This is a genomic window from Pseudomonas sp. I3-I5, assembly GCF_022699445.1.
GTDB lineage: Bacteria > Pseudomonadota > Gammaproteobacteria > Pseudomonadales > Pseudomonadaceae > Aquipseudomonas > Aquipseudomonas fulva.
On record NZ_CP093940.1, the window covers coordinates 2068825 to 2084174 of the forward strand.

At 61.6% G+C, this 15350-nt stretch carries 20 protein-coding genes; 5 read left to right on the forward strand and 15 right to left on the reverse strand.

All coding sequences use genetic code 11. From position 1 onward, the window contains the following. Positions 1-189: 189 nt before the first annotated feature. The gene (locus tag MOP87_RS09450; protein WP_027916379.1) at positions 190-498 is read left to right on the forward strand and encodes a hypothetical protein; all 309 of its coding nucleotides are present in this window, start codon (positions 190-192) and stop codon (positions 496-498) included. Positions 499-533: 35 nt separating this feature from the next. Here the strand turns inward: MOP87_RS09450 and MOP87_RS09455 are convergent, their stop codons facing one another. From MOP87_RS09455 to MOP87_RS09465, 3 genes are all read right to left on the reverse strand, one after another. Beyond that, a complete protein-coding gene (locus MOP87_RS09455; RefSeq protein ID WP_347402995.1) occupies positions 534-770 on the reverse strand; it encodes a hypothetical protein in 237 nt (78 codons plus the stop codon). Positions 771-894: 124 nt separating this feature from the next. Further along, positions 895-1101: a hypothetical protein gene (locus MOP87_RS09460; RefSeq protein ID WP_028687870.1), complete on the reverse strand. Its 207-nt coding sequence runs from the start codon at positions 1099-1101 to the stop codon at positions 895-897. A 117-nt stretch (positions 1102-1218) separates the two neighbouring features. Further along, positions 1219-1527: a hypothetical protein gene (locus MOP87_RS09465; RefSeq protein ID WP_023533881.1), complete on the reverse strand. Its 309-nt coding sequence runs from the start codon at positions 1525-1527 to the stop codon at positions 1219-1221. Positions 1528-1741: 214 nt separating this feature from the next. Between MOP87_RS09465 and MOP87_RS09470 the strand changes: the two genes are divergently transcribed. Continuing rightward, positions 1742-2068: a hypothetical protein gene (locus MOP87_RS09470; protein WP_027916377.1), complete on the forward strand. Its 327-nt coding sequence runs from the start codon at positions 1742-1744 to the stop codon at positions 2066-2068. 93 nt (positions 2069-2161) lie between these two features. Here the strand turns inward: MOP87_RS09470 and MOP87_RS09475 are convergent, their stop codons facing one another. Further along, positions 2162-2332, reverse strand: a complete 171-nt coding sequence (locus MOP87_RS09475) for a hypothetical protein (RefSeq protein WP_023533860.1) — start codon at positions 2330-2332, stop codon at positions 2162-2164. 135 nt (positions 2333-2467) lie between these two features. Here MOP87_RS09475 and MOP87_RS09480 point away from each other — a divergent pair, with 135 nt between their 5' ends. After that, positions 2468-2986, forward strand: coding sequence for a methylated-DNA--[protein]-cysteine S-methyltransferase (locus MOP87_RS09480; protein ID WP_059184048.1), 519 nt, complete (start codon positions 2468-2470; stop codon positions 2984-2986). On the opposite strand, the gene MOP87_RS09485 is transcribed toward MOP87_RS09480, so the two are convergent. Together MOP87_RS09485 and MOP87_RS09490 are read right to left on the reverse strand one after the other, a co-directional pair. Beyond that, positions 2971-3213, reverse strand: a complete 243-nt coding sequence (locus MOP87_RS09485; protein WP_027916375.1) for a hypothetical protein — start codon at positions 3211-3213, stop codon at positions 2971-2973. The two genes, MOP87_RS09480 and MOP87_RS09485, sit on opposite strands and share 16 nt — an antisense overlap. Continuing rightward, positions 3210-3950, reverse strand: a complete 741-nt coding sequence (locus MOP87_RS09490) for a carbon-nitrogen hydrolase family protein (RefSeq protein ID WP_110607418.1) — start codon at positions 3948-3950, stop codon at positions 3210-3212. Before MOP87_RS09490 ends, MOP87_RS09485 begins: the two co-directional genes overlap by 4 nt. 114 nt (positions 3951-4064) lie before the next feature. On the opposite strand from MOP87_RS09490, the gene MOP87_RS09495 reads away from it, so the two are divergent. After that, the gene (locus MOP87_RS09495) at positions 4065-4757 is read left to right on the forward strand and encodes a metallophosphoesterase (protein WP_242810444.1); all 693 of its coding nucleotides are present in this window, start codon (positions 4065-4067) and stop codon (positions 4755-4757) included. Here MOP87_RS09495 and MOP87_RS09500 read toward each other — a convergent pair. Continuing rightward, complete coding sequence (locus MOP87_RS09500; protein ID WP_242810445.1) at positions 4738-5349, reverse strand: LysE family translocator; 612 nt, start codon at positions 5347-5349, stop codon at positions 4738-4740. The two genes, MOP87_RS09495 and MOP87_RS09500, sit on opposite strands and share 20 nt — an antisense overlap. Positions 5350-5446: 97 nt before the next feature. Further along, the gene (locus MOP87_RS09505; protein WP_027916371.1) at positions 5447-6268 is read right to left on the reverse strand and encodes an AraC family transcriptional regulator; all 822 of its coding nucleotides are present in this window, start codon (positions 6266-6268) and stop codon (positions 5447-5449) included. A 128-nt stretch (positions 6269-6396) separates the two neighbouring features. Here MOP87_RS09505 and MOP87_RS09510 point away from each other — a divergent pair, with 128 nt between their 5' ends. Then, a complete protein-coding gene (locus MOP87_RS09510) occupies positions 6397-7020 on the forward strand; it encodes a LysE family translocator (protein WP_242810446.1) in 624 nt (207 codons plus the stop codon). A gap of 42 nt (positions 7021-7062) precedes the next feature. Here the strand turns inward: MOP87_RS09510 and MOP87_RS09515 are convergent, their stop codons facing one another. The 7 genes from MOP87_RS09515 to MOP87_RS09545 form a co-directional block, all read right to left on the reverse strand. After that, entirely contained in the window at positions 7063-9537 is a 2475-nt protein-coding gene (locus tag MOP87_RS09515) for an autotransporter outer membrane beta-barrel domain-containing protein (protein WP_088523774.1), read from the reverse strand. 132 nt (positions 9538-9669) lie between these two features. Then, positions 9670-9945 (reverse strand): peptidylprolyl isomerase, encoded by a 276-nt coding sequence (locus MOP87_RS09520; RefSeq protein ID WP_027916368.1) that lies wholly within the window; start codon positions 9943-9945, stop codon positions 9670-9672. A 75-nt stretch (positions 9946-10020) separates the two neighbouring features. After that, on the reverse strand, positions 10021-10791 hold the full coding sequence (hbdH, locus tag MOP87_RS09525; RefSeq protein ID WP_028687875.1) for a 3-hydroxybutyrate dehydrogenase: 771 nt from the start codon (positions 10789-10791) through the stop codon (positions 10021-10023). Positions 10792-10969: 178 nt separating this feature from the next. Beyond that, positions 10970-11251 (reverse strand): peptidylprolyl isomerase, encoded by a 282-nt coding sequence (locus MOP87_RS09530; RefSeq protein WP_027916366.1) that lies wholly within the window; start codon positions 11249-11251, stop codon positions 10970-10972. Between the two features lie 36 nt (positions 11252-11287). Then, a complete protein-coding gene (locus tag MOP87_RS09535; protein WP_042139876.1) occupies positions 11288-12397 on the reverse strand; it encodes a 3-deoxy-7-phosphoheptulonate synthase in 1110 nt (369 codons plus the stop codon). 570 nt (positions 12398-12967) lie between these two features. Then, on the reverse strand, positions 12968-13276 hold the full coding sequence (locus tag MOP87_RS09540) for a hypothetical protein (RefSeq protein ID WP_027916365.1): 309 nt from the start codon (positions 13274-13276) through the stop codon (positions 12968-12970). A gap of 98 nt (positions 13277-13374) precedes the next feature. Continuing rightward, the gene (locus MOP87_RS09545) at positions 13375-14670 is read right to left on the reverse strand and encodes an MFS transporter (RefSeq protein ID WP_028687876.1); all 1296 of its coding nucleotides are present in this window, start codon (positions 14668-14670) and stop codon (positions 13375-13377) included. Positions 14671-15350: the final 680 nt, after the last annotated feature.

Sequence of the window (15350 nt, forward strand, 5' to 3'; positions counted from 1 at the left end):
GCAAACCCAGCGACATGACCGGCACTGGGAGTGCCCGTTGCTTTTCCCCACGACAGCTAACTGAATACTGAAGTAGCAGCCAAGCGCGTAGAGGCGTCATGAGCACTTTGCTTTTGACGCACCCAACCGCAATACTTCGCGTATTCAATCGGAGGAAAGTGCGTGGAAACAAGAAGTGCTGTAGCTGAAATGTTCATTGGCATCCCAACACATTTCTGGGTATTGCCCGTGGCAGGCCTGATCGCGTATTACGGCGTCAAATGGTCAGCCAGGCCTACACCACGCGCGCACTGGATAAAAGGGGCAGCCTACTTGCTGCTGATCGCCCTGGCCTTGATCCCGAACGCACTTTACGCGCTCATGCCGCCTGCCCCCGGTCCTGAGCAACTCATCGACAACCACCCTATGCCCAACTATGCCGGCCGCTTCTACCTGGACCTGTTCTACGTATTCGGCGGCTGGGCGCTGAGCAAGGTGGTCAAGCTCAGGTTTCATTGAGACGATCTTCGGGGGATGGGATTGTACTCAATGCGTCACTTGTTACGCACGGCAGGGCTAAGTGAGCTCTGCATCTTGGTTGCCACCTCCCGCAGGGCTTCGGTTACCTGTGCAAGGGCTTCAATGTGTGCGTTCACGTCGATCTGATCCGGATGAGCACCCCGCGCCTGTATGAAGCGCGCATGGCCGTTCATGGCTTTGCCAAGTTCTTCTAGATGATCTGCGGTTTTGACCAAGTCCGATTTGATGCAGTCAAGTGATTCCATGAACATGTTGACTCGATGGGCGATGCGTTCAACGTTAGCATGTTTGTCAGCCGCTGCGCTTGGCCCGGCTTCCAGCAACGGAAGGGAACGCCTGTGCCCACGCTCTTTCTCCACCTGGCCACGACCCCAATCAGGAGGGTGCTTGATCTTCGGATTGCACCATTAGAACCGATCCCTGAGCGTCAGTACCCAGCAAGGCCGGGCCACTATCAACACGCGTTTCGGCAAGCGCTGTATCAGGGGAGCGAAAGATCTGCTGACGCTGCTCGGGGCTCACGAGGGTTATCAGCTTACCGTTCTGGTAAAACAACCGCGTTTGTTTAGACGACTCGTTCATGGGCTCGGCATCCTTGGCTGAAGGGTTCGCGTGCCGGGATTGGCCTGATGACATTGCCACCCTATACCTGCCCTTGCTACTGGCAGAACTGTCAGGCGACAACCTGCACAGCGCCGTCTACTCTATCAAGCGTTCCGGGTTGAAGAAAAAAGAGGCGATCAGAACTGCGGCGATAACCCCGCTGGCGTCAGCCAGGAACAACGACAATGAGTGACTGTTGCCTACTGTTGCGCCCAGGCCTGTAGCAAAATTCACCCCATGCGGGAATGCAGCGACCATCAGCAGCACGCTGGCCAGCAGGCAAGCGAGCAGCTTCATGTACAACCTGCCGAACGCCAGCCCGTAGGTCCAGAACACCAGGATGCACACCACGGCCAGACCGGTCGATGTTGCAAATTGTGCAAGCACTTCTAGCCACCACACCATGTAGGACTCCAGCGAATCGCCCAATTAAATCAGTCAAGCAGTGCCCACATTTGTGTGGCTGTGCATGATTGCTCATCAGAAACAAGACAGGCTGCATTCGTTCCGCACGCCGGTAAAAAAGGGCAACCGTGATGTTTCCGGAATTCGACGATGGTCCATTCCTCCTTGGCCCTTTCACTTGCTAGAATGCCCGCGACTGATCGAGGCCAAAGAAATGCCTAACTTCCTGTATGTCGTGGCGGCGCTGTGTGTAGCACTCGTGGGCTGCGCTTCACCCGGCAAGCCCACTGCAAGCAAGCTCACATCCAAAACGCCCCAGCAATATGCCGCCTGCGTTATGCCGCAATGGCAGGCCTTGGCACCCAATTCAACGCAGAAATCCATCCCCCATGGCGTACGCATGACGGCGCCTAGTGCGGTGACGACCGATGATGTGCTGGAGGTGATCGAGTCGGGGGAGGGTAGCCGCGCGACATTCTATAAAGGCAGCTTTCTGTCGGGCGACAAGCTAAGGGTGGCGGCACGCGAATGCCTTGAGTGACAGGTGCGTCAGGCGGGTTTGCAGGCGGGCGTGATCGCAGGAAAAAGGGCGGTCCTTCGCCTATTCAAGAGCGTGGTAGTTGCGGCGCGCCGTTCATTGAAGCAGTGCAGGCTTGCGTGCGGTTTTGCGGCGTACTACATTGCATACCCAGCGCTTGCCACACCGGTAAGGCGCGCGGATGAACGTCAGGTCAGCGATCAACCTGGCCCCTTGTGCCTTCAGGGCTTGTGCGAGTTGTGCGAGCGTCTCAGCTTCGATAGTCATGATTCACCTCGTCAGTTTCTTGCAGCGTTCACAAGTGTTGACCGGTGCCGATTCGCAGTAATTCAGTTCCATTACGGTTAGTCGCTTTGTCATAAGCACCCCCCGCACGCTGCCTTTTCATTTCCGAGTAGCGGTATGCCTAGCCTGTACACCCTCATGCCATCGATGGTTGGCACGCTGACCCTTGTCTCTCGGGATCAAAGGCTGATCGCCGTGCTGTGGGAGCAGGAGCGGGAAAACAGAGTGCGTCTTGGTCCGTTGCAGCGTGACGATCACTGCCCCGTTCTGATCGAAACCGCACGTCAACTGACCGAATACTTCGCCGGCTCACGTCAGTGTTTCGATCTGGCCCTGGAATTCTCTGGGACGGCGTTTCAGCGTCGAGTGTGGGACGCATTGCTCTGCATACCCTTTGGTGAAACCCGCACGTATGGTCAGATCGCCCAGCAGATCGGCAACCCCAGTGCCGTGCGGGCGGTAGGCGCTGCCAATGGCCGCAATCCGATTTCGATCATTGCGCCCTGTCATCGTGTGATAGGGACTGGCGGTGGGCTCACCGGCTTTGCCGGTGGCCTGGCCGCCAAACAACTGCTATTGGCCCTCGAAGGCCGGCAGACGTTGCCACTGGACTTGCGGCTTCAGCCCAGCCAGTAGGCGCCAACGCACGACAGTGCAGTCAGAAATGTACCTACCATGAGTGAATACTCCCAGCGCACACGGCGCAATCGTGCCTGAACAGCCCGCAGGTATTGACCTGGGGCAGGCGCATCACGGCGATGGCGCATGCCCTCGGCAATGTCGGCCACCTGGCCATCGATTAGCAACCCGATCACGTAGTAGCTTAGCCCGTAGCTCGCCAGTGCCAGTACCAGGTAAATCACGCGGGCGCATCCAGCGGCATCACGCTGGCAGTGCCAGCCTCGGTGTCCAGCAGCAGCAGGCCTTCGCTGTGGGAGTCCAGGCAAGCCAGCAGGCGACCCTCACTGTCCCACGCCGCAGAACCACCGGCCGCCAGGAACTCGCCGGCGGGTCCAACGCAGTTGGCCATCAGCACGGTCAGGCCCAGTTCGCGCGCCACCTGCGGATAATGCATGTGTCCTTCGCTTACGCCTTTTGCCGTCTTGGCCACACTCACCAGATAGATGTCTGCCCCTCGTTCTCGTGCCGATGCAGCATGTGCCATGAACATCGATTCATAGCAGATGGCGGGCGCAATTTGGTGATGCGCCGTCTGAATCAGCGAGGTGCTCACCCCTGCGTTGAAGTAGGGCAGTTCATCTTCGTGCAGACGCTGTTTTGCATAGGCTTGGCGTGGGGCGCCCGGGGTGAAGATCGGCATGCCGATCTGGATGCCGTTCGGGGTTGGCAACGGTAATCCCGCCGCAACGAGGATGCATAGGCGGTCACTTGCCGCTTGCAGCGGGTCCAGGCGTGGGGAGCCCAGGGGCAGCGCAGCCTGACGGGCAATGGTGGGTTCGTAACCGGTCAACGACAACTCGGGAAAGACGATCACGGCAGCGCCCAGCCTCGCAGCTTGTTCGATGCAGGCCAGATGACGCCTGACGTTGGCCGCCACATCGCCCTTGAATGAACCCAGTTGTGCAGCGCACAGATTCATGACACTTCCTTCCCTGGCACGTGATCGCCGAGCATACTCCCGACCAGCCGCTTGTGCCATGCTGCCCAGGCAAAGGCCTAGAAAGTCTTTGTCTACTTGCAAAGGAATAAGGTCATGCAGCGTTTCCAGCTTGTCGGTGCCAATGTTCAAGGTCGGGATCTGGCCGTTGGAGACATACACGGCCATTTCGACCGGCTGCAGCAAAGCCTGGACGCCGTCGGTTTCAACAAGGAAAAGGATCGGCTATTCAGCGTCGGCGACCTGGTCGATCGCGGGCCTTTTAGCCGGGCAGCCCTGCATTGGCTGGAGCAGCCATGGTTTTATGCGGTCCAGGGCAACCACGAGTCGCTGGCGATCAACCTGGTCCGTGGCGGCCGGCTGGACCTGGCGATGTACCGTGCAGCAGGGGGTGGGTGGTTCATCGATTCGACGGCCGCTGAGCAGCTGCGCTTCGTCGAGCGTTTCGAACAGATGCCGATCGCCTTGCAGGTCGAGTCGGCAAGCGGCCCCATTGGCCTGTTGCATGCCGACAGCCCGTTCGACGACTGGTCCACCCTGCGTACCTGGCTCGAACTGGACGATGACCCAGACGTGCTTGAAACCTGCCTGTGGTCAAGGCGACGTTTGAAGCAGGCCGATACCACGCCCGTAAAAGGGTTGCGCGCCCTGCTGGTCGGTCATACCACTGTCCAGTCTGTCAGGCAGCTGGGCAATGTGTGGCACTTGGATACCGGGGGATGGACCAGTGGGCATTTCAGCCTGATGGACCTGCGTACACTGATGCTGGTCAACGCCAGGCCAGCGTGATCAGCAAACCGATGCCGAGCAGTAGCAACACGAGGCCTGACAGCCGTTCGAGTAAGGGCAGGGCACTGCTGAATCGCCGCAGTACCCGCGGGTGGCCTATGCTGACAGCGACCAGCAGGTCCCAGGCAAGCACCGCGCAGAACATCCAGATGCCGTACGACAACAGCCACATAGTAGAGCTGCCCGCTACCAGGCTGGCCAGGCTTGCGTAAAACAACCCATTTTTTGGATTGAGCAGGCCGGACAGCAGGCCCATCTGCAGGTTGCGCCACCAGGTGGGTGCGCTGCTGGCCGAAGTCGGGGACATGCTGGTACTGCCGGCATGACGCAGAAACGCAATACCCAGATAGACCAGGTAAACCGCACCGGCCAGTTGCAACAGCTCGAACAGCGCGCTGCCCTCGTGCAGTATGGACACCCCGGTGAAGGCCAGCACGATGAATACCCCGTTGCCCAGGGCAATGCCCACACATGCGCCGCTGGCCACGCGCCAGCCACTGGCAATTGCGGTTCGGGCAATCAGGAAGAAATCCGGCCCGGGCGACAACAGCGCCAGGAAGTGGGCAAGGGCAATCAGGATAAATGCTTGCATGGTCGCAGGTGGCTCGGCGCTTGAGATCAGTTGCCTGAGTGTGCGAGTGCAGGCACGCTGCGTATTGAACAATATTGCAGGTGGTGACCGCGCAGCCTTACTTCATGGTCTGAGCCTTGAGGTAATGCCCCGGTGTGATCCCGACATGCGCCTTGAATACCCGCTGAAAATGGCTTTGATCGGCGAACCCCAGGTCGTGGGCGACCTCAACCAGTCGGTGACCCTGCCGGAGCAGTTGACGGCCCCGGTTGATCCTGGCGTTGAGCAAGTAGGCGTGCGGCGTCAGGCCTGTGGCAGCCCGAAACGCGCGAATCAGTTGATAACGACCAAGGCCTGCTTCCCGGGCCAATGACTTCACGGTCAGGCGAGCCGGATCCTGGTCGTGCAGGGTCGTCAGCAAATCCTGCAGCGCTGGGGCTTGAAGGACGGGTGCTGCGGCCAAGGGCGAGAAGGTGTCGAAATCCATGTCGCACAGAAAAGCGATCAGCTCGGCCTCCTTTTGCATCGGGGCCGCCTCGGAAAACAGCACGTCGTTGAGTTGGCAGAATCGGTGGTACGCTTCGGCATCCCGGCTGACACGCGCCGGTTGTTCAGGCGCGCCGCAGGGCAGGCCGGACTCAGTGCGCAGCTCAGCCAGCCAGCGCGCATCCACATGCAGCATCTGGTAGCTCCAGGACTGGTCTGCCTCGGGGTTGCAGGCATGGACCCGGTGCGCGGGGACCGCCACCAGCGTACCGGGGGTGAGCCGCTCGGTCCCGCAACCTGCACCTGTGAACAGGCTGGAACCCGCGTCCACGGCACCGATGGAGAAGGTCGGATGGCTATGGGCTTTGTAGCAAGCCCGGCTGTTGCAGGCCCGGCGGCTCTCGACCTGCGGCAAGCGCGGATCTCGCCACAGGCGGGTATTGGAACGCGGCATCGGAAGGTCCTCGTGATGGCTGACAGCTTAAACAGACGCTGCTGGCCCGTACAGTTGTCGCGCGTGACTGTACCTTGACGCTGCGGCCTGGTACCTGCGATACAGCCCTAAATTCAGAGGATAGAGGGATGGACCTTGCCAGCCTGATGCTTTTCATACCGGCCTGCTTTGCCCTGAACATGGCACCAGGTCCCAACAACCTGTTGTCGCTGCACAATGCCAGTCGCTATGGGTTGCGCGCCGCTTGCCTTGCAGGGGTAGGGCGCCTGTTTGCTTTCAGCGGCATGATAGGCCTTGCGGCCATGGGCCTGGCCGTGGTCCTGCATACCAGCGAAACCCTGTTTCTGGCGATAAAAGTGGTAGGGGCGGTGTATCTGTTCTATCTGGCGTGGCAACTGTGGCGTGCGCCAGTGGCCGCGGCCGTCGAGGCTGGGTACCCGGCGCGCAGTGGGTGGCGCCTGGCGCGTCAGGAGTTCATGGTTGCAGCAGGCAACCCGAAAGCCATCCTGATATTTACAGCCTTTCTGCCACAGTTCGTATCGGTCGCCAGCCCCGTGCCGGTAGGCCAACAGTTCCTGTTACTAGGGGTTTTGTTTCTACTGCTGGAATGGGCAGCCATCGCGCTCTACGCTGCAGTGGGCGCTTATTTGCAGCGATGGTTCTCGCGGCCGCGGCCTCGTAGGTTGTTCAATCGCACCAGTGCCGCGCTGCTGGCAAGCGCAGGGGCAGGGCTGTTGGTCGTTCGGCGTTAGTCAAGGGCAGGGCGCGCGATGGTCGCGCGCCCTGCTTACTTGTCAGAACTGCCAGCGTACGCCCAGGTTGACGCCGCTGGCCTCTTGTTCACGGCTATCCAGATGCGTCGTGTACTGAATCCCGCCGTGCACGCTCAACGAAGTATTGAGTTGCGCTGCAACGCCTGCTTCGGCTTGCAGGGCGGTGTAGCGGTAATCAGTCTTGACCTTGTCCGTCTTGTCGAAGACCAGCGCATCCCTGCCGCCGTCCCCATGCCACAGGTTCACTTGCGCGTAGGGCTGCAGCAGCCGGGCACCGTTGGGCTGGAATCGTCCCTCCAGGCGCAGCCCGATGCGGCCAGTGAGTTCAACCTGCGCGTCATGGTCGATACGCGAGACGCGATCATTTGCGGTATCGAACTTGGTCTTCTGGGCGATGACCTGTGCCTGCGGCTCGATTGCCCAGTGCGATGACAAGGTTACGGGCACGCCGGCTTCCAGCGAAGCGGCCCAGGCGTCCCCGTCCAAGTCCAACTTGTCGCCTCGGTCCGAGCGCGCCCGCCCATCCAAACGGGTGTATTGCAACACGCCATCCAGATAGCCACCTTGCGCACCCACCCAGCTCCAGTACGCACCTGCGCTTTTTCCATCCAGGCGCAAGTCACCGACGCTACGGTTCTCCTGGGCCAACGCGAAGCCCTTGACACCGGCCGTCAGGCGAGACTGGCTGAGGTATACCCCAGCGTGTTGACGGGCACCGCTATCACTCACATGAGCGTACACGTCCTGACCAACCTTGAAGCCATACAGGTCGCCATCGAGGCTGGGGCTGACCGTACCACTCCACTGTTGACGGAGTGCGCCGCCGTAGGCCTGACCCCAGGCAGCGGGCAGTGCGCCCTGGCCCTCCAGCAACTGCTGGTCGCCCTGACGCTGATGGAAGGTGCCCAGCCCCTGACGCACCACGATGGCTGCCCCCCTGGGGGCGGCGGCGTAGACCGCGACCTCGGGACGATACAGCGGCAGGCTCTGGTTGCCGGCGATCGGGGCGGGCAAGTCCAGTTGCCCTGGGGCTGGAGCGGCAACCGGCGGGGTAACCGCCGGCTGTTCGGGCGCCGGCTCGGCAGGGACCTCGGGTTCGGGCTCAGCCGGCGGCGTCACCACAGGTGGCGCCACCAGCGTCGAGCGCAGGTACCAGTTGTTCTCGCTGCCAGCGGTAACACCACCTTTGAACAATCGATAGTCGTAGGCACCCGCCGAAAGGGTTTGCGTTTGCACGAAGGCGGTAGCCGTACTGGTGGCACCGTCGCGTGCCTCCACGACCTGAATGCCGTTCTGGGGTGTCGACGCGCCGGCTCCCCCCAGATTGTTGACGATCAGGCCGGTCGTCCCCGTTATGGACCCGGCGCTGACCACCAGGCGATCGGAGGGCGCATTGTCACCGGCCAGCACACTGTTCACGCGCAACAGGCCGTTTTCGCCGACATAGTCGCCTTGGATGGTAAGACGGCCCAGGGCATCGCCACCCTCGGTAAGGTTGAGCGTTCCGGCGTTACTCACCGATGCGCGTTGCCCTGGGCCAAACGCTGTGATCACGCCCTCGCTTGAGGCAAGGACGCTGTTGCTGTCGAGGGTGAGCCTGCCGGTTCCGGTGCCGGCGTCTCCAAGGACCAGGGTGTCGTTGAGCGCCAGCTGACTAAGATTGGTCAACGCCACCGTCTCCCAGTTGAGGTAGCGAGCACCGCCCACCGCGCGGCTATTGTCGAACGTGAGGATATCGTTGCCTTCGCCGCCATCGATTGTGATGATCAGCGTTTCCGGATTAAGCCCGGAGAGCAGCGCAGTGTCGTCGCCCGGCCCGGCATCGACTTTCCCGCCGATCGTCCCGCCGTCCCAGACGAAGCGATCGTTGCCCGTGCTGAGCAGCACGTCCCCTGCGACGCTGCCGCCATGGATCAGGACGCTGTCGTCGCCGCCGCTGACGCTGATATTGCCGCCAATAGTGCCATCGAAGACCTCGATGTAATCGGTGTCGAACGCGGCAATGACATTCCTGTCAACGCTGCCACCGCGCATGATGAAGGTATTCTTGTCCAGGCGCAGGTTGACGTTTCCGATCCTGCCGCCGTCCATTTCGGCGTAGTCGCCGCTGTCGAAGGTGCCCTTGATCCAGCCGCCGGACATGTAGAAGGTGTCCAGCCCGTCACCCTGGTTGACGTTACCCTCGATCACGCCGCCGCTCATGACGAAGTCATCGATGCCGCCACCCTGATTGACGTTGCCGGCGATCGTGCCGGAGGCCATGTCGATACTGTCCCGGCCTGGGCCAAAGGTGACATCGCCCTCGATGGCGCCGGTGCCACCTGCCGGAAACACCAGACGGTTGTCACCCTCGGTATCCACCAGCGAAGGCGCTGACCCGCTGTCGCAGACATACGTGTCGTTACCGGCCCCAGGGGAAAATGTACAAGCTGCCTGAGCGGATGGCAGGGCCGCGCCCAGCAAACTCAGTGAGCCCACAATCAGTCGTACACGCATAGCAAAGCCTCCATTCAAAGCCAGCGCGCAACGTCAATTGCGCGGGGTCAGGCACTTTTTACAGAGGAAGGCTTGGGAGCGACAACTGGCAGAACTGCTAGTTGCTGGGTATTTGGACGGCAGTGTTGAGACTCAGTCGCGGTAGAACGTCTGCACCAGGTGATAGCCGAATTTGCTCTTCACGGGCCCATGCACAACGCGCAGGGGCTTCTTGAAGATGACCTGGTCGATCGCACCGACCATCTGCCCAGGGCGAATCTCTCCAAGATCACCGCCACGCTTGCCCGAGGGGCAGAGGGAGAACTTCCTGGCGAGCACATCGAACGCCTCACCCTTGGCGATGCGCTGCTTGAGCTTTTCGGCTTCGTCAGCAGTCTTGACCAGGATGTGGCGGGCTTGGGCTTTCATGATCTACCTGTGCATGCAGCGAGAGAAAGCAGCCATTATGCCCGACGCACCGCTACCACCGCGAATCGGCATGGCTTATTGCGCCAGCCATCCACCGTCCATGTTCCAGGCCGCACCGCGCACCTGGCTGCCAGCCTCGCTGCATAGAAACAGCACAAGCTCGCCCAGGTGCTCGGGCGCTACGAACGCTTGTGAAGGCTGTTTTTCCGCGAGCAATTCCCGTTCTGCCTGCTGCGGATCGACGCCGGTTGCAGCACGTGCGTCGATCTGCTGCTGCACCAGCGGCGTCAACACCCAGCCTGGGCACAGGGCATTGCAGGTCACGCCGCTCATGGCGGTTTCCAGCCCTACGACCTTGGTCAGGCCAATCACCCCATGCTTGGCGGCGACATATGCGGCCTTGCCGGTGGAGCCGACGAGCCCATGGACCGAGGCGATGTTGATGATGCGGCCCCAGTTGCGGGCGCGCATACCTGGCAGCACCAGGCGAGTGCCGTGGAAGACCGCAGACAGGTTCAAGGCAATGATCTTGTCCCAGCTGTCCACCGGGAAGTGCTCGACAGGTGCCACATGCTGGATCCCGGCATTGTTGACCAGGATATCCACGGCACCGAATGCCTGTTCGGCAAAGTCCAGCATGGCCTCGATCTGCGCGGCATCGGCAAGATCACCGGGGTGATGGCGCACCTGCACCCCTAATTGCTCAAGGCTGGCGATGGCAGGTGAAGGGTCACCAAAACCGTTGAGCACGATGTTGGCCCCCGCTCGCGCCAGCACATGGGCAATGCCCAGGCCAATGCCGCTGGTGGAACCTGTGATCACTGCTGTCTTGCCTTTGAGGGTCATGCAAAGCTCCCTAACAGCGCGCCGGCGCCGACTGGAACGAAGAAAGCCGTTGGGCATCGCCCGGGATGGGCTGAGCGTAGGAGCGGAGCGGCTGATCAAAGGTTCCGCAGGGGCCTTCGCGTGAGGCCAAAGCAGCGGCTTTGCGCCACTCCCTCCTACCGGGCTTGCTTCGCAGGACTTAGTCCTGGCGGCTGGTCACTTCCAGCAGGTGGTAGCCGAACTGAGTCTTGACCGGACCCTGCACGGTGTTGACCGGGGCGCTGAAGACCACGGTATCGAATTCCTTGACCATCTGGCCAGGACCGAACGAGCCCAGGTCACCACCCTGACGGCTGGACGGGCAGGTGGAGTTGGCCTTGGCGATTTCAGCGAAGTCGGCACCCGCTTCGATCTGGGCCTTGAGTTCGTTGCACTTGTCTTCGCTGTTGACCAGGATGTGACGGGCGGTTGCACGTGCCATGGGGTACTGCTCCTTGGGAGGGTAAAGAGGCAAAGCCTAACGCACTTCAACCGGTCGTGTCTCGCAGGGTTCGGCCTGCCGCTCACCCAAAAGGCGTGCCGCACCCTGCAACAAGGTCTCAGTGGTGCTCCAGCCAAGGCAGCCATCGGTGATGGACACGCCGTATTTCAGCGCCCCGTTGCTCAGGGCCTGACAACCCTCGAACAAGTGCCCCTCGATCATCATGCCGACGATCGAGGTGTCGCCGCTCAATCGCTGTTGCAACACCTCGTTGAAAACAGCCGGTTGCCGGGCGGGGTCCTTGCCACTGTTGGCATGGCTGCAATCGACCATGATGCGCGCAGGCAGGCCTGCTTTGGCGAGCCCCTGACGGGCCAGGGCAAGGCTGTGGGCGTCGTAGTTCGGACCTTGATGGCCACCTCGCAGCACCAGGTGAGTATGCGCGTTACCCAGGGTTTCGACGATCGCAGGGTAGCCCTGTGCATCCATGCCGAAATGCCGGTGGGCATGGGCAGCACTGCGCATGGCGTCCGTCGCGATGGCAACGCCGCCATCGGTGCCGTTCTTGAAGCCTACCGGCAGCGCCAGCCCGCTAACCATTTCTCGATGAATCTGTGATTCGGTGGTGCGGGCGCCGATGGCGGCCCAGGCCAGTACATCGTCGAAGTAGCCAGCGGCCATGGGCTGCAGCAATTCGGTCGCAACCGGCAGGCCCCGTTCGATCATGCCCAGCATCAGCCCCCGCGACAGTGCCAGACCTGCATGCATGTCGTCGCTGCCATCGAGGTGAGGGTCGTAAGCCAGGCCCTTCCAGCCCACCGTCGTGCGCGGTTTTTCCACGTAGGCACGCATCACCAGCAGCATGCGTTCGCCGACCTGTCGGCTCAACGCGGCCAGGCGATCGGCATATTCCAGCGCCGCGCGCGGATCATGCAGCGAGCATGGCCCTACGATGACCAGCAGGCGAGGGTCGCGCCCTTCGAGAATGTCGCAAATGGCTTGGCGGTGCGCCTGGACTTGGTGTGCGAGCGAGGCAGACAACGGCATCTGTTGTTTGAGCAGGTGCGGGCTGGGAAGGCGGCGGCTGACAGCGGTATTGGCAGCTTGGGCTTGGGTCAGGGGCAGGGCGAGGCTGGAGGCTTGCATGAGGGTTTTCCTTGGGCGGACGGCAGGCACTATGGCTGCGCAGTCGGCCCTATCGAGGTGTTCGACAGATCGGTGTTTGGCTATTGGCTGAATCAGTGCCACCTGTGCAGAACCGGTCGGAGGCGGCAGGCTGGCCCGAGCGGACGTGGCTAAATCGCCAGGTGGAGGTGCTGGTTACGTAATAGGTGTCGTATTTCATGAATCTGTCCTCTGGATCGTTTGGGTGTAGGCCTGAAAAAACAAAACCCCCGGTCGGGAGGCCGACCGGGGGTTTGAGTATTCTCATGTTCGGCGGCCCCTCGAAGGTGGACGCCGTGTGGGTATCGGCGCCTAGTGGCTAAACCAATACCCGAAGTAATAGGAGGCAGGTGCGTTCACGCACACGGTCACGACCGCTGCCGGGCGCGGGGCGCGGCCAGTGGTAGTAGCGAGTGTGTGGATGGTTGCTTGCATGCTGCTCTCCAGTGAATGAGCCCGAGCTTACTGCACATTGCGCGGGCCATTCAATGGAAAATTGCTATGAGCGTAATCGATCGGATGATTACGCCGGGTGGTCACTGGACCGTGGTCTTAGTGACTGTCTTGATCTTCAGCTTGACCACCAGTGGCGCCTGCGCCTGAGCCAGTGGCTTCGCCGGTGCTGTTGGAGCCGCCCGCAGCACCGTCATGGGCACCTGCGGCCCCGGCGTTGCTGCTGTCATTGTCACGGCTGCTGCCTGGGGTATTCACGCTGCTGCCTTCACCTGCAGTCTTGCCGCCCATCTGGTCGGTTTTCGGGTGCATGTCGGTGTTGGTGGTGTCAGTGGCGGCCTGACTGGTACCGGCCAGGGTGGCCAAGGCGAAAGCAACGGACAGCGAAAGGCTACGGATGCGAATCATGGCGAAGCTCCTGTGCATGGATTCTGTCATTGCTTTGGCATAGTCCTGCACAGGAGGTGCCCAGAGGGCGACGGATGGTCGGTTAGGGCACGCTTGCCTCAACAGGCCTCGCCGTGGTGCGAAGGCTTGGGTTCGGCCGTTTCCATCGGAGGATGCTCCTGCGCGGCATGCATCAGGTCCTCGGTGACCCGCAGTTCGGCGCCAGTAGGCGAGAAGGTGGTGGAGGCCGTGAACGGGGCAGGGTGTTCCGCGGCCGGGCGCTTGCCGCGCCGCCACAGGAAAAAGCCCACCATCAACAGGTTGACCACGGCAAACGCCCAGAAAAGCCCGGCTTCGCCAAACTCGGTCATCACGGGTGATATCGCCATCGGCGCCATCGCCGAGCCCAGCGAGTTGATTAGCAGCAGCCCTTGGATCATGGGCACCAAGGCATCGGATGGGGCACGGTCGGCTGCATGGCTGACCGCCACCGGATACAAGGTGAACACCCCGCCGCCCAGCAGAAACAGCATCGCCGGCAGCAGGAATGCATCCGAAGGCAGGAACACGGTGACCAATGCCAGCGCAGCGCACACTGCCGCCAGGGCAATCAGCACGTCCTGACGGTCCTTGCGGTCCGACCACCGCCCCACCGGGTATTGCAACAGCATGGCCCCGAGGATGACCCAGGCCATCATGTTGCCTACTTCGCCGACGTCCAGCCCGATACGTTGGAGATACAGCGGCAGCAACGTATAGATCCCGGCAATGGCCACGCCCGAACCAAAGCATCCCACCAGCCCCGAGGGTGCCACGCCCAGCAGTTGCCGCGGCTTGAGCGGCTCTACCTGGTCCAGCAGTGGCGAAACCCGTGGCAGGATCACGATCGGCAACACCGACAGGGCGGTCAGCACACCTGCCAGCATGAAAGGCGCGGTCTCGCCCAGGCGGGTGATCTCGCCAAGCCCTGCCTGAGCCAGCACCCCGGCGCCATAGAAGGCGATCATGTACAAGGCCAGCAGGCGACCGCGGATCTTGGCGTCTCCGGCAAGCAACAACCAGCTCTCGATGACCAGGAACACCCCCACGGCCGCCCAGCCATTGATCAGGCGCAGCACCGACCACCAGGTCACGTCATAGAACAGGCCTTGCAGCAGGATGGTGACGCCGATCAGCGAGGCAAAGCTGGTGTAGGCGCGGATATGGCCGATGCGCAGGATGAGCCGATCATTGAAGATGGCCCCCAGGGTCAGACCGATGAAGTAGGTGGACGAGACGATGCCGATGGTGGTGGCAGACTCGCCAGCCTCGCCGAGTCGCAGGGTGGTCAGAGAAGACATGAAGCCGTTGCCCAGGGCAATGATGAACAGCCCGAGCAGCGGCGCCAGCGCCATGGCCAGCAAACGCGCAGACATAGGTACCTCAAGTTGGATAGGCGAAGGTTGGCCTTTTCGAGCGCGCACGCTGGTCGACCCGGGTAGGGTAGAGGCTGCACGGATGCGACCTGGGCAAGACTCAACCGCTTGGCCATGCAGGAAGACGGCCGGGCGGGGAGGGTTGAGCCTATTTCACATGAGCGTTCATGGGGTCAGGCGCGGACTCGGTCTTGGTTGCCGGTTGCCACCGTTCAAGGCGACGGGCGAAAAGGAAGCGCGATTCTACGGGCTTGCAGGGTTTTGCCAAGGGTTGACTGCCTGCGGCGCAATGCCGCAGTCTCGAAAAGACATGCCAATGTCTTTCCCAGGCAAATCGCTCGCAGTCGCAGTCGCGGCTGCGACTGCTGTGGCTTTTGCTGTTGCTGTGGCTTTTGCTTCTAAGCGCGCGGTAGCCCAGGCGGCGCAGATCGCGACTTCAGGAGGCCGAGCGTAGGGCTTGCGGAGGGAGGTGACAGGCATGGATGCCTGTCAAGCGCTGGGCCCCAGGATGGGGCCTGCAGCGCGGTCCTCCCGGGAGCAAGCCCGGAGCGAGGGGACCCCGGAGCGTAGCGTAGGGGCCGGATGATAGGAGCAGGCGGTTTTTGCTTACTTTTTGACAAGACAAAAAGTGAGCCGCCGTAAGGGCGGAAGGGTGACTGTGCGCCACCCGCGCCAATGAA

Coding starts and splice junctions, on each gene's coding strand:
- MOP87_RS09465 (WP_023533881.1), bottom strand. CDS start 1,527: ATGGTGTGGTGGCTAGAAGTGCTTGCACAATTTGCAACATCGACCGGT.
- MOP87_RS09500 (WP_242810445.1), bottom strand. CDS start 5,349: ATGCAAGCATTTATCCTGATTGCCCTTGCCCACTTCCTGGCGCTGTTG.
- MOP87_RS09460 (WP_028687870.1), bottom strand. CDS start 1,101: ATGAACGAGTCGTCTAAACAAACGCGGTTGTTTTACCAGAACGGTAAG.
- MOP87_RS09455 (WP_347402995.1), bottom strand. CDS start 770: ATGTTCATGGAATCACTTGACTGCATCAAATCGGACTTGGTCAAAACC.
- MOP87_RS09480 (WP_059184048.1), top strand. CDS start 2,468: ATGCCTAGCCTGTACACCCTCATGCCATCGATGGTTGGCACGCTGACC.
- MOP87_RS09450 (WP_027916379.1), top strand. CDS start 190: ATGTTCATTGGCATCCCAACACATTTCTGGGTATTGCCCGTGGCAGGC.
- MOP87_RS09505 (WP_027916371.1), bottom strand. CDS start 6,268: ATGCCGCGTTCCAATACCCGCCTGTGGCGAGATCCGCGCTTGCCGCAG.
- MOP87_RS09495 (WP_242810444.1), top strand. CDS start 4,065: ATGCAGCGTTTCCAGCTTGTCGGTGCCAATGTTCAAGGTCGGGATCTG.
- MOP87_RS09510 (WP_242810446.1), top strand. CDS start 6,397: ATGGACCTTGCCAGCCTGATGCTTTTCATACCGGCCTGCTTTGCCCTG.
- hbdH (WP_028687875.1), bottom strand. CDS start 10,791: ATGACCCTCAAAGGCAAGACAGCAGTGATCACAGGTTCCACCAGCGGC.
- MOP87_RS09535 (WP_042139876.1), bottom strand. CDS start 12,397: ATGCAAGCCTCCAGCCTCGCCCTGCCCCTGACCCAAGCCCAAGCTGCC.
- MOP87_RS09470 (WP_027916377.1), top strand. CDS start 1,742: ATGCCTAACTTCCTGTATGTCGTGGCGGCGCTGTGTGTAGCACTCGTG.
- MOP87_RS09545 (WP_028687876.1), bottom strand. CDS start 14,670: ATGTCTGCGCGTTTGCTGGCCATGGCGCTGGCGCCGCTGCTCGGGCTG.
- MOP87_RS09520 (WP_027916368.1), bottom strand. CDS start 9,945: ATGAAAGCCCAAGCCCGCCACATCCTGGTCAAGACTGCTGACGAAGCC.
- MOP87_RS09515 (WP_088523774.1), bottom strand. CDS start 9,537: ATGCGTGTACGACTGATTGTGGGCTCACTGAGTTTGCTGGGCGCGGCC.
- MOP87_RS09475 (WP_023533860.1), bottom strand. CDS start 2,332: ATGACTATCGAAGCTGAGACGCTCGCACAACTCGCACAAGCCCTGAAG.
- MOP87_RS09540 (WP_027916365.1), bottom strand. CDS start 13,276: ATGATTCGCATCCGTAGCCTTTCGCTGTCCGTTGCTTTCGCCTTGGCC.
- MOP87_RS09530 (WP_027916366.1), bottom strand. CDS start 11,251: ATGGCACGTGCAACCGCCCGTCACATCCTGGTCAACAGCGAAGACAAG.
- MOP87_RS09490 (WP_110607418.1), bottom strand. CDS start 3,950: ATGAATCTGTGCGCTGCACAACTGGGTTCATTCAAGGGCGATGTGGCG.